At 60.2% G+C, this 12,792-nt stretch carries 10 protein-coding genes; 5 read left to right on the top strand and 5 right to left on the bottom strand.

The genetic code is table 11. The features are described from left to right. Nucleotides 1-47 precede the first annotated feature (47 nt). Nucleotides 48-1,805 (top strand): glycogen debranching protein, encoded by a 1,758-nt coding sequence (locus tag CO660_RS08880; protein WP_097598406.1) that lies wholly within the window; start codon nt 48-50, stop codon nt 1,803-1,805. A gap of 32 nt (nt 1,806-1,837) precedes the next feature. Here CO660_RS08880 and CO660_RS08875 read toward each other — a convergent pair whose 3' ends face one another. After that, the gene (locus CO660_RS08875; RefSeq protein WP_097598405.1) at nt 1,838-2,440 is read right to left on the bottom strand and encodes a GNAT family N-acetyltransferase; all 603 of its coding nucleotides are present in this window, start codon (nt 2,438-2,440) and stop codon (nt 1,838-1,840) included. A 166-nt stretch (nt 2,441-2,606) separates the two neighbouring features. Between CO660_RS08875 and CO660_RS08870 the strand changes: the two genes are divergently transcribed. From CO660_RS08870 to CO660_RS08860, 3 genes are all read left to right on the top strand, one after another. Continuing rightward, nucleotides 2,607-3,953 carry an extracellular solute-binding protein gene (locus CO660_RS08870; protein ID WP_085777737.1) on the top strand — a complete coding sequence of 449 codons (1,347 nt, stop codon included), beginning with the start codon at nt 2,607-2,609 and terminating at the stop codon, nt 3,951-3,953. 125 nt (nt 3,954-4,078) lie between these two features. After that, nucleotides 4,079-4,972 (top strand): sugar ABC transporter permease, encoded by an 894-nt coding sequence (locus tag CO660_RS08865; RefSeq protein WP_097598404.1) that lies wholly within the window; start codon nt 4,079-4,081, stop codon nt 4,970-4,972. Further along, complete coding sequence (locus tag CO660_RS08860) at nt 4,972-5,805, top strand: carbohydrate ABC transporter permease (protein WP_097598403.1); 834 nt, start codon at nt 4,972-4,974, stop codon at nt 5,803-5,805. Before CO660_RS08865 ends, CO660_RS08860 begins: the two co-directional genes overlap by 1 nt. A 20-nt stretch (nt 5,806-5,825) precedes the next feature. Here CO660_RS08860 and CO660_RS08855 read toward each other — a convergent pair whose 3' ends face one another. From CO660_RS08855 to CO660_RS08840, 4 genes are read right to left on the bottom strand one after another with little or no spacing between them, the layout of a single operon-like run. Next, nucleotides 5,826-7,070, bottom strand: a complete 1,245-nt coding sequence (locus tag CO660_RS08855; protein WP_097598402.1) for an O-antigen ligase family protein — start codon at nt 7,068-7,070, stop codon at nt 5,826-5,828. Then, a complete protein-coding gene (locus tag CO660_RS08850) occupies nt 7,067-8,629 on the bottom strand; it encodes an undecaprenyl-phosphate glucose phosphotransferase (protein WP_097598401.1) in 1,563 nt (520 codons plus the stop codon). The genes CO660_RS08855 and CO660_RS08850 overlap by 4 nt, the downstream gene beginning before the upstream one ends. Nucleotides 8,630-8,684: 55 nt before the next feature. Beyond that, nucleotides 8,685-9,851, bottom strand: coding sequence for a glycosyltransferase (locus tag CO660_RS08845; protein ID WP_097598400.1), 1,167 nt, complete (start codon nt 9,849-9,851; stop codon nt 8,685-8,687). 3 nt (nt 9,852-9,854) lie between these two features. Next, nucleotides 9,855-10,430, bottom strand: a complete 576-nt coding sequence (locus CO660_RS08840; protein ID WP_097598399.1) for a polysaccharide biosynthesis/export family protein — start codon at nt 10,428-10,430, stop codon at nt 9,855-9,857. Between the two features lie 188 nt (nt 10,431-10,618). Between CO660_RS08840 and CO660_RS08835 the strand changes: the two genes are divergently transcribed. Continuing rightward, on the top strand, nt 10,619-12,784 hold the full coding sequence (locus CO660_RS08835; protein ID WP_097598398.1) for a Wzz/FepE/Etk N-terminal domain-containing protein: 2,166 nt from the start codon (nt 10,619-10,621) through the stop codon (nt 12,782-12,784). Nucleotides 12,785-12,792 lie beyond the last annotated feature (8 nt).

Here is a 12,792-nt window from a genome sequence, read left to right as displayed (position 1 = left end):
GTTTCGCGTTCTACGGGTTCCTCAACGCGGCTGTCGGGGACCTGTGTATGATAAAGCCCTCGACGGATGGACAGCTTTCAGCCGACGCCGGCGTATTGCTGCCTATAATGGCGCCACGCCTTCAGGCGGATGTTCATCCGGACGGATATGCCGATCTTGCCCTTTGGGGTGCCGGCAGCTTGGGGCGCGTGCGGTTTTCTCCGATCGCCGGCCCATATAGTTACGCTCCGAACCGGCTCGTCTCGAAACAGGGCGGTGTTTTCGTCGCGCAGTCGCTGCCGGTGATGCTGATCAAAGGAGTGAGCCTGCAGGGCGTCTATCCAGCGCGCCGTTGCGCCTGGTGGCACGAGCCTGATGGGCGAGACGCGAAAGCGAAGGTGTCCCGCAGCGGCCATCGGCAGATTTTCGAAATGGGCTGGGGCGCCCTTATCGTGGAAGCTCAAGAGTCCGATCTGCGGATTGCCGGCGGTGCCTCGAGAAATGAAGCCGAGAGAGCGCTCGATCTCACCAGTGAAGCCATTATCACCGAAGCCGAGGAATATGTGGCGCGTTGCGACATGATGCCTGAGGCCGACCCGCTGATGCGCAGCATGGTCAGCCAGGGCATACATGCGGCCCTTTCCAGCATAAGGCGCGACGAAAACGGCGCCTTCGCCGGCCTTGCCGCCGGACAGGCCTATAGCGCTCCGGCGCGGACCTATTACCGCGATGGCTATTGGACGATGCAGCCTCTTCTGACGCTTGCTCCGGAGGCGGTGCGCGACGAGATCCGGCTGCTCGCCAAGGGAATCCAGCCCGACGGAGAGGCCCCGAGCGGCGTTATTCTGACGGGACCGGCGCAATCAGATGCCTGGCAGAGCTTCGTCGCCGACTGCAAGGCCAATCCCAAAAACCACAAAAGAGCAGTTCCGGAATATCATAATCGTCCGCAGGATTGGTGGAGCGACCACTTCGACAGTCCGCTTTTCTTCATTCTTTTTCTGGATGATTATTTCGGCGTTACGAAAGACGTGGCCGAGGTGCAGTTTCATTGGCCGACAGTGAGGGCGATCATGGATCGCTATGTCAGTCTGGCCGGTCCCGACAGCGTTCTGCCGCTGAAGCCGCGCAACGACCGAGATTGGGCCGACAATGTCTTCCGTGACGGCCTTGTCTCCTATGATCTCGGCCTCTTCGTCGGCGCGATGGATGCGGTGGCGAGACTGGGCGAGGGGCACGATGCGAGCCTTGCCGAACATGCGCGCAAAACCGCAATGCTTGCTCGCCGGGAAATCGAAGCCAGGCTCTTCGTGCCGGCAACGGGAGGATATCTCGACTACGGAACGCCTGGCTCTTTTGTCGAGGATCATCTGGCTCTCGACAGCCTGACCTTGTCGCGATTTAGTGCTATTTCAGAGGAGAAGGCTGTCGGTCTCCTGAGAGCGTTTGAAACCAGACTGGAAACGCGCAACAATCAGGAACAGCCCTATGGCAGTTGGGGTGTGATGTGCGCCTATCCACCATTCAAGCGGCAAAGCGATTTGCGATCCAAGACCGCCTTTCCCTACCGCTACCATAACGGCTCGGACTGGCCTTATTGGGACGGCGCCTACGCCGAAGAACGCCTTCGCCACGGACTTGGAGGCGCGCGCTACGCATTGACGCGCTGGTGGGAAACCTGCCTCGACAACGGCTGGATCGGCGCGGTGGAATATTTCTCGCCGCCTTACGGGCGCGGCTCGCTGCTCCAGGGCTGGAGCGCCATGCCGGCGGCGGTGGTTCTCAAATATGGGCTGGACGCCGCAAATGCGGAGCCGATGTCATGAACTCTACGGCGTCGTCAACTCTAGCCGAATCCCTAATCGATCCGCATTGCGAAGGCGACGCCGCCATCCCGTTCGAATTCCGAAAAGCCGAGGTGGCGGTAGAAGCCCCTGGCGCGTTCGTTGTTCGGATCGACGCCGAGATGTACGGCTCCGACCCCATGATCCTTGAGCGCCTGAAGCTCGGTGCTGATCATCCTGCGTCCCCAGCCGGCTGCCTGACGCCCGGGAAGAATATTGATGTGGAGATGCGCGGGGTACTTGTCTTGAAGCCACGCCGTTCCGCTGCGGGGATTGTGAATTCGCTCGATCACGTCGGCGTCGCGCGGAAGGGCGGGCGTCAGTCCCGCGATCTCCCGGCGCACGAACGGCCACCAGTTCGCCTGCAAGTCTCTGTCGAACGCGCTGGTATCCGGAGTGCCGACGACATAGCCGACCGGGCGGTCGTTCTGGACGAGAACAAAGGCGAAGTCTTTGGCGAATTTGAGATAGGGTACCGACCAGATGTAGCCGGGCAGATGCGGGTCGCTGTAAAGCGCGCTCGCATCGTCTCCGCCATTCGCCGTTTTCAGGCAGATATCGAAAAGGGCGTCGATATCCGCATCAATCGCCGGACGGATGAAGCAATTGGTGTCCATCACATTGCCACCTCCTGCGTGGCTTTGTCATTTCAGGCCGCGAGAAGGCTGATGCATTGACGATTACCTCAGATTCGCCAGCCCGGCAAAGCTCTGAGGGAAGAAAACGTTCGGCCGGTGCGTGGCGCCCGGCCTGAACGGGGAGTGGAGAATAAACCGAATAAAGGTGGAACAGAGGAGAAGTAGCGTGAAATCGATCAACATTCTGTCGGCAAGCCAATGGAAGGCAGCTGTCGCGCTGACCGGCGCTGCGCTTGTAAGCTTCAGCCTTTCGGCGGCGGCGCGCGCTGACGATCTGGCTGTATGGGACGACCAGACCTATGAAGGTCAGAGTGCGGTCATCGAGCAATTGAACAAGGACTTCGAGGCTGCGCATCCCGGCGTTACGATCAAGCGTACCGCCCGCACCTTCGATGACATGAAGTTGACGCTGAAGCTTGCGGTTTCGGCAGGCAACGGCCCGGTCGTCACGAAAGTCAACCAGGGCGCCGGCGATATGGGCGCGATGGTCAAGGAAGGACTGCTCCTGCCGGTTGACGACTACATCAAGAAATACAGCTGGGATAAGCGGCAGTCCGATTCCGTGCTGGCGCGAGATCGCTGGGATGGGCCAAAGTTTGGCGTCGGTAAGACCTACGGCATATCAGGCCTCGCCGAGATCGTCGGCCTATACTACAACAAGAAGATCCTCGACGATGCCGGCATAGCGCTGCCGAAGACTTTCGAGGAACTCCTGGCCGATCTCGACAAGCTGAAGGAAAAGGGCGTTGCGCCATTCATGATGGGCAGCGCAAAGCAGCATCTGGCCCTGCACATGATTGGCGCCATCGATCAAGCCCATATCGACGCAAGCAATCGCGCCGAGCTTGATGATCTGATCTATGGCAGGGGAGGCTCCTGGAACACCAAGGGCAACATCGAATCCGCAAAACTGGTGCAGAAGTGGGCGCAGGGCGGCTATTTCTATCCCGGTTTCGAGGGCATTTCGGGTGACGACGCCGTCCAGCTTTTCATATCAGGGCAGGGCGCATTCCTGATCTCGGGAACCTGGTATTTCGGTGATATGCAGCACAACCAGGATATAGGCTTCATGGCCATTCCTGCCCCGAAAGGCATTACCAAGCCGCTGAGCGTCGGCGGCGTGGATCTTGCCTGGGCGATAACGAGCCTTGCCAAAGATCAGAAAACGCAGGACCTGGCCGGTGAATATATCGACTACATGGTTTCGGAAAAGGCTGCCGAAACCTGGGCCAATGCCAGCTATCTTCCGGCAACGTCGCTTGCGGCGGATGCGAAGCCCAAGCTCACGCCGCTGCTGAGCGCCGGCATCGAGATGTGGAAGACGCTCAACGCCAATGATGCTCTCGGCCACTATCCCGATTGGTCGAGCCCGACGATGTTGAAGACAATCGACGATAACACGCCGCTTCTCCTGTCCGGCAAGATCACGCCTGAAGCCTTTGTCGATGCCATGGACAAGGATTATCAGGCTTACCTGAAGGGTCAGAAATAAATGGCGCGGACGCAGGCCGCGACCTTCCGCGGCCTGCGTCCCGTCGACATCATTTCAAGAAATCAGCGCCGCGATCTCAGGCTTGCTGCACGACGACCATAGCTTTGGCTTCATGGAGTACCGGAATGAAGCGCTCCCCACTTGATGGCTCCGAACATACCAATTGGATCTATCTCTTCCCCGGATTGCTGCTTTACGCGGCCTTTGTCTTCGGGCCGATTGTCGCGGCTCTGGGGTTGAGCCTGACCAGTTGGGATGGCTTGACCGTGCCCAAATGGGTTGGCCTCGGCAATTACATCGATCTCTTTTCCGATGATCGTTTTTACATCGCCTTGCGCAACAATGCCGAGCTGATGATATTCTACTGCGTCCTGCCGCTCGGGCTCGGCATAGGTCTTGCCGCCTGCGTCTGGAATCTGAAGCAACGGGAACAGCTCGCTCTGCGGACATTCCTGTTCCTCCCATATATCATGCCGACTGCCGTGTTGGGCATCATCTGGGCATGGCTCTACAATCCTGCATTCGGCCCGTTCAACCAGTTTCTGAGAGCAGTGGGCTTAGGCATGTTCGCACTCCCTTGGCTGGGAGATTTCAACTTCGTGCTTCCCGCGGTCGGGATCGTTGCCACCTGGTATTTCTTCGGTTTCTGCATGGTCATTTTCCTCACGGGAATTCAGCGCATCGATCCATCGCTCTTTGATGCTGCCAAAGTCGATGGCGCTTCGGCGCGAAAGACGTTTTTCTGGATAACCCTGCCGCTTCTCATGCCGGAGATCAGGGTGGTTTTGCTGCTGACGGTCATCGCCTCGATCAAAAGCTTCGACCTGATTTTTACAATGACCCGCGGCGGACCCGCCAACGCCACGCTCGTACCGAATATCTACATGTATCAGCTCGGTTTCGAGCTCAATCGGTTCGGCGCGGCTGCGGCCATCGCCATTGTCGGCGCGCTGCTGACATTCGCCATCAATTTTGCAATTCACCGGCTGGTGGGCTCAAAAAGTAAAGGAATAGCTTGATGAGCCGTAAGTCCAACATTCCCGCCGCCCCGCTCTTTCTTCGCCTTGTCCTCTGGCTTCTTGCAGCTGTAACGATCACGCCCTTCCTGCTTCTGCTGCTGACCTCGATCAAGAGCAAGGCCGACGTTCTGCAGGGCGCATTCGCGCTGCCGGCCTATCCGCATTTCGAAAATTACCTTGATGCCTGGAACGCCGGGCATTTCAACATCTACTTCTGGAATTCGATCATCGTTGTCATTCCTGTCGTTGCGGCAAGCGTCCTTCTGGGCCTGCTGACGGGTTTTGCCTTCGCTTATCTGTCCTTTCCGCTAAGGCGCACCCTGTTCGCTATCCTGACACTCGGCATGATGGTGCCGGCGGAGGCCTTCATCATCCCGCTTTATTATGAAATGCGGTATCTTGGGTTGATCAACACCTATTTGGCCGTCATCGTGCCGCAGATCGCGATGTCGATACCATTCTCGACGATCTTTCTTGCCAGCGCGATGCAGCAATTGCCGGAAGAAATTCTGGAAGCGGCCGTCCTCGATGGCGCGGGGCGATTCTATATTTTACGCAAGATCGTCGTACCGCTGATGGTGCCGGCGATGTCGACACTGGCGCTGTTCCTCTTCATCTGGACCTGGAATGAGTTTCTGATTCCGTTCATTTTGGTGAATGACGACGCCTATCGGACGCTGCCCCTCGGTATGCTGTTTTTCCAGGGGCGCTATACCGTCAACACGCCGGTTCTGACCGCCGGGGCCGTCATTGTCATCGCCCCGCTAATCCTGACCTATCTCGTTTTCCAGCGGCGGTTTATTGCCGGCCTGACGGCAGGCGCGACGAAATAGGCCCGTGATCAGGCGGCAGACTACGCCGTTCCTTTGGGAGTTCGGCCTCGCCTGTGGCGCACTTCCAGCGCCGCGCAGCCCCAGACCGTGCCGAAGAGCAGATAGACATGGCGCCAGTGGTCAATGTCGATGACGTTGCCGATCGCCGCGTGGCCGAGAACGGAGATCCAGGCAATCATCAGGAAGGGTTGCCAGGGCCGGTCGTGAAGCAGGTTCCGGAAACCCAGGATGAGCGTCCAGAGGAGCATTCCGACATAGCTGACGAAGCCGAGCCAGCCATAGGAGGTGAGCGACTTCAGCCAGATGTTATGCTCGTCCTCGGGAAACATCGTGCCGAACACGAGCGGGCCGATGCCGAGCGGGCGCTCCATCATCATGGTGAAACCGATCCTGTGGCGCTCGAAACGGCCGAGATGTTCGCCGTCATACTGCTGCACAAGCTGGGCGCGTGTCGAAAACAACTCCGCGACCTTTGGGATCTGCAGCGCCACGAGCAGCGATGCGACCAGCAAGATGATCGCGGCCAGCGACAGGATCAGCACTCGCAAGCGGAAGGCGCCGCTGCGCTCCTTCAGCAGCATGATGAAAATCAACAGCATGACGCCGAGCGCAAAGAGACCCCAGGCGGCGCGGGAAAAGGAGAGAAATATGCCGAGGGCAATCACGAGAAGGGCCGCCGCCTTCAACGGCGATTTCTTCAGATCGCCGACCAGAATGCCGTGGACGAGATGGAGCGACGGCGGCACCAGGAACGGGCCGAAGACGTTCGGATCCTGGAACGCGCCTTTGGCGCGATCATAAAGAGTAAATACTTCCGAGCCCGGAAAGGCGTGGAAATAGCCGAGCACGCCGAGCGCCGACGTGACGACGGCAGCCATGGTCCAGGCGTTGAAGATCAGCGGCAGCCGCTTATGGCTGTCCTCGATGATCGCCGCGTAGAAAACCGCGGTCAGCGCCAGGAACGTCGAGACGGCAATATACATCGGTGCCGTTGCGAGGTCCTTCATCTGGGTCAGCGACAGCATGCCGCCGATATTGAAAGTGAGCAGCAGGGCAAGCAACGGCGCAACGCTGCGCGAAATTCTGAGGCCCAGGATGAACCAGAGGCCAATCAGCACCGCCATCCAGAGTTCATAAGGCGCCGGCTCATCGATGACAAACCCGGAGAGGAAAACGCCAAAGGCAACGAAGGCCGAGCCGATGAGCCCCAGCGCCGCCCGTTGCGGCTGGGCGACACGCGAATATGTCGCCTCGACCGCGCTCAATAGGCGTTTTCCGTGTTGAGCAGCCGGATCGGCGTCAGGAATAGGATTTTGAGATCGAACCAGAGCGACCAGTTCTCGATGTAATAGAGGTCGTAGGCCGTGCGGAACTTGATCTTCTCGTCATTGTCGACCTCGCCGCGCCAGCCGTTGATCTGCGCCCAACCGGTAACGCCCGGCTTGACGCGGTGGCGGGCGAAATAACCTTCGACGACATCGGCGAAGGCGCGGTCGCGCGCTTGGGCAAGAACCGCATGCGGACGCGGACCGATCAGCGAGAGATCTCCCCGCAGCACGTTGAAAAGCTGCGGCAGCTCGTCGATCGAGGTTTTGCGGATGAACCTTCCGACGCGAGTTACACGCGGGTCGCCCTTGGTCACCGCGGCCTTGCCCGTAGGATCGGCCATGTTTGTGTACATCGAGCGAAACTTGAAGACGTTGATGACTTCGTTGTTGAAGCCGTGACGCTTCTGCATGAAGAAGACGGGGCCTTCCGAGGTCGCCTTGATGGCGACCGCGGTTGCGGCCATCAGCGGCCAGAGCAGCGCAAGCGCGACCAGAGTGAAAAAGATGTCGAAGCCACGTTTGGCGACGGAATCCCAGTCGCGGATCGGCATCTTGAAAATGTCGAGCATCGGAACAGCGCCGACATGCGAATAGGCGCGTGGCCGGAAGCGCAGGCGGTTGGCGTGCGCCGCAAGCCGGATATCGACCGGCAGGACCCAGAGCTTCTTCAGGAGATCGAAGATACGCGCCTCAGCCGAAAGTGGCAGGGCGATGATCAGCATGTCGATGCGCGTCAGCCGCACGAATTCGACGAGTTCCGCCACTGTGCCGAGCTTCGGGTAACCGGCGACCATGATCGGCGAACGCTTCTCGCCGCGGTCGTCGAAGATGCCGCAGATGCGGATGTCGTTGTCGGCCTGTTGTTCGAGGATGCGGATCAGCTCCTTGGCCGGTTCGCCGCCGCCGACGATGACGGCGCGCCGCTCCATGATGCCGTTGCGCGCCCAATTGCGGATGCCGTAGGCGACAAGGAAACGCTCGGCAGAGAGAAACAGCATCCCGGCGGCAAACCAGGGAACATAGGCATCGGCCATCGCCCATGTCGTGCCACGAATGAGCGCGAACAGGCCGATGGTCAGCACAAGCGCGATCGTCCATGAAGCTAGAATGCGTGGCATCAGCCGCAGCTTCGCCCGGAGTGCGGGAATGGTGTAGGTGTCGGCAAGTTGCAGGACGATGACGGTCGAGGCCGAAGCGATCGCGGCCATGCCTGCCCGCACCAGCAGGGGATCGCTGCCGTCGCCCGGCCAGAAGTAGTGGACGATCAGGGCAATCAAAAAGAGCGCCAGGAATTCCAGCAGCCGCAATTGACCGATAATAATGACAGGCGAACGGGTACCGTCGCGGAACTGTTCGGCGATCTGCCGGGCATAAGGATTGATTTCGACCGGTTCGGCGGAGTGCGCCTGACCTGCGTTGCGGCGCGCCTCGATGTCGGAAATTTGCTTGCGCAGCGCTTCCACGTCGAATTGATCGCTCTTTTCCAATTTGTTCATGGGGTTTTATCGCTCGTTGTCAGCAAGCGAATACCAGAAAGCCCCTAAGAAATATTTACAGGGCGACCGACACTGCCTGTCCGGCGCGATTGACGAGTTCATGGTACAGCTTCAGCACATCCTGAGCCATCACCGTGGAGGAAAACACGGCCTTTACCGCCTCATGCGACGGCATTGTTCTGGCGTGCCAGCCCGGCGTGCTGAGGGCTTCCGCCATGACGCGGGCGAGATCGTCGGAATTGCCTGGCTCGACAAGAGCCGGACTGTCCTTGCCGAGCACCTCGGGAATGCCGCCGACGCGGCTGGCGATGATCGTCTTGCCGGCTCCCAGCCCTTCGAGCACGATATAGGGCATGGCTTCGGCGCGAGAGGGGACGACGAGATTTTGCGCCATGGCAAAGGCTTCGTGGATACGCATTGCCGGCAGCATGCCGATCCGTTTGCCGAGGCCGCGCTCGATCATCATCTCGCGGTAGCGGTCCCGGTCAGGTCCGTCGCCGATCATCAGCGCCGAAAGGGGCCTGCCGAGCAGCCGCTCGGTCTTGGCGAAGGCATCGACAAACAGATCGGGACCCTTGAGGTCCCGAAGCATTCCGACATAAATGAAATGCACGGCATCCGACCGGGTGTGGATCGGCTCGAATTCGCGCTCTCCGATGCCGTTATAGATCAGTTTCGTCTTCGTCCGCGGCTTGCCCACCTTACGGGTATAGGTGTCGCGCTCGTATTCGCAGATGAAGACCAGCGCATCGGTGAAATATTCCAGCAGGCGCTCCATCCTGAGGACGAACTGTCCTGTGAATGAGGAGCGCGAATAATGCAGGCTTCCGCCATGCGCGGTATAGAGGCGGGCTACGCGATACCTGTTCACCCGCAGGGCTGAGCCGGCAAGTCGCGCGAGCACGCCGCCCTTGGCGCCGTGCCCGTGCAGCACATCCGGCCGCAAACTTTTAATCTTCTTGTACGTATCCCACATCGTCGCGATATCGGACGGGCTGACCGAGCGGCGGATCGGCACGCGCGTCAGGCCGAGCGACAGATATGGGCGGATATCGTCGAACAGTCTGTCCTCGTGCTCGCCGCCGGTCGAGCTGTCGCAAAGGATGCCGATGTGATGGCCCGCCTTGCTGTGCTCCTCGACCAGATCGCGGACATGGCGGAAAATTCCGCCGACCGGCGACCTGAAGCAGTGGAGAATGCGGAGCGGCCTCTCTCTTGTCATTGCTCAGAAGAGCCGTTCGCGAACGTAGATCGTGTCGCCGGCGATGATCGGGCCGGATATGCTGATGCGACCGGTCAGGACCTGTCCGTTTATCTTGCGGGTAACGTCGACCATGCTTTGGTTGGCGCGGCTGGAGAAGCCGCCGGCAACGGCGATGGCATTCTGTACGGTCATGCCCGGAACATAGGCATATTGGCCAGGCTGCCCGACTTCGCCCATGATGAAGATCGAACGGTAGCGGTCGACGTCGATGGTGACATCGGGATCGCGAAGATAGCCCTGCTGCAGTTTCTGGGCGATCTGCCCTGAAAGTTGCTGCAGGGTTCGGCCGCGGGCAGGGACCTGACCGATGAGGGGGAAGGCGATATAACCGGCCTGATCGACGGTGTAGGTATTGGTCAGGCTCTGCTGGTCGAACACGGTGATGCGCAGCCGGTCGCCGCTATCAAGCGTATAGGGCTGGATGGTCGCCTCGTTGAAGGCTTTCGGAGCCGGCTTATACGTCGTGCATCCGCCCAATGCCGCCGTGATGGCTGCAAGGCTCAGGGCCAAAAGGATATTGGGCGGGGCGATAGACATCCGCTTGTGCTCACAGAAAATGAACTCGGTGCAGCCGTTATCGATCCGTTAGGGTTAATGCCGGGTAAAAGGCGTATGACAATTCGCAGTTCTTTGCCGATCGCCGCTATTTCTTGGCAGGATCACCATTAACCGTTGCGTTACCATGGTCGTTTACGCTTGCGGCACGTTTGTTGTGGAGTAAGAGCATGTCCGGCGTAGTGCGTGATCAGGATGTGGACATCGACCTCGGCCAGCTGGTTCGCGCCGTCTGGGCGCGCCGGCTCAGGATTTTGACGATCACGCTCGCGGCGGCCGGCGTCGCCTTTGCCGGCGCCAAGATCATCTCGCCGCAATATCGCAGCGAAACACGCATCCTCATCGAACCCCGCGCGCCGGCCTTCGCCAGCACTCAGCAGGCGAACGAAGCCGGCGCCGGGCCGCTGATGGACGAGCTGAATATCGCCAGCCAGGTGCAGCTCCTGCAATCGGCTGATCTCCTCAAGAAGGTGATCAACGACCTGAAACTCTACAATCTGCCGGAATTCGACGATGCCGCCAACGGCTCGGCGATGAGCAGCATCCTGGTGAAGCTGCATTTGAAGAAGAATCCGATCGAGAACCCGCCGGAAGAACGGGTAATCGACGCTTTCGTCGAGCGGCTGCAGGTCTACCAAGTGCCGGGTTCGCGCGTCATCGGCATCAATTTCACGTCGAAGGATCCGAAGCTCGCGGCCGCCATCCCGAACGCCATGGCGAATGTCTACCTTTCCACCCAGAGCGGCGCCAAGCTCGCCTCCAATTCGGAAGCAACGCGCTGGCTCGAGCCGGAGATCGAAAACCTGCGGCAGAAGGTCAGCGAGGCCGAGAAGAAGGTTGCCGAATATCGCACCAACCACGGTCTGCTGCAAACGAACGGCACGACCACATTCCCCGCCCAGCAGCTTAATGACATCTCCGCAGAACTCACCCGCGTGCGGGGCGACAAGGCCAATGCCGAGGCGAGGGCGCAGGCGGTGCGCAATGCGCTGTCATCGGGCGAAGCCTCCGATACGCTGCCTGACATCATGTCTTCCCAGGCGATCCAGCGGCTGAAGGCGACGGAATCGGGCTTGCAGTCGCAAATATCGGATCTGCAAACCAGCCTCCTCAACAGTCATCCGAGGCTGAAGAGCCTGCGCGCCCAGCTCTCCGATATTCGCGGCCAAATCCGCCAGGAGACGCAGAAGATCCTCGCAAGCATCGAAAATGAGGCCAAGGTTGCCGACCTCCGCGCAAGCGAACTCGAGCGCCAGAAGGACGCGGTTCAGGCCAACAGCGCCCGTGCCGGCGAAGACGAGGTTGGCCTCAACGCGCTGGAGCGCGAGGCAAACGCCCAGCGCCAGCTGCTCGAAACCTATCTGGTGCGTTACCGGGAGGCCGCCTCGCGCGCCGACAGCAATTCCAGCCCGGCGGACGCCCGTATCGTTTCCCGGGCAATCGAGCCGGTCGATCCCTATTTCCCGAAGGTGGTGCCGATCGTTGTCGTCGCCGCCGTCGCGACGCTGATCCTGAGCGCCATCGTCACCATGCTCGCCGAACTCTTCAGCGGTCGGGCGCTTCGTGCCGTCGATATGTCCCGTGACGCAGTCAAGGCGGAAACGGTCGCGGAAGACAGGGAAGTGGCGCAGGCCGCCCCGGCCGCCAGAAGGCCCGTCCAGCCGAGCATGCTCGCCGTTGTCACGGAGGATGACGGAAAGGACGGGATCGAAGAAACGGCGGCCGCCGCAGAGGCGCCGGAGGACGACAATGAATTTTCCATTGCCTCCGTTGCGGACTACCTCACGGGCAGCCGCGCGCCGCTGGCAATCGCCATATCTCCAGCTGGTGACAACGGTTCGGCGGCGACTGTTGCGTTGACGCGCATGCTCGCCGATGCCGGCCGCCGCGTCATTCTGATTGATATGACCGGCTCCGGCTATCCCACAGAACTGATGGCTGAGGACCAGACAGCTCTTGGTGTCACCGATCTGCTGTGCGGCGAGGCCGCCTTCGGCGACACGATCCATGGCGATCGGCTTTCCGATGCCCATCTGATCCCGCAGGGCCAGAGCGACGTGCGCCGCGCCATGCGCGGTGTCGACCGGCTGTCGCTGCTGCTCGATGCGCTCGCCGCCGCCTACGACGTCGTGGTGGTCGAATGCGGTGCGGCCGATGTCGCCGGCGTCTCGCGGCTGACGCGCAGCCGGGATGTTGAAATTATCCTCTCCCTGCCGCAGCTAGAGGAGACGATCTTCGTTACCCTGATGACGGAGTTCCAGGCGGCGGGCTATCAGCGCGTCGTGCTGATGTCGGGCGGCCAAGCGGACGAGCAGGAGCTCGGGCAGGCTGCCTAGAGCATGTC

This window comes from Rhizobium sp. L9 (assembly GCF_002531885.1).
In the GTDB taxonomy this organism is placed as follows: domain Bacteria; phylum Pseudomonadota; class Alphaproteobacteria; order Rhizobiales; family Rhizobiaceae; genus Rhizobium.
This window is presented reverse-complemented; position numbering and strand designations above follow the sequence as displayed.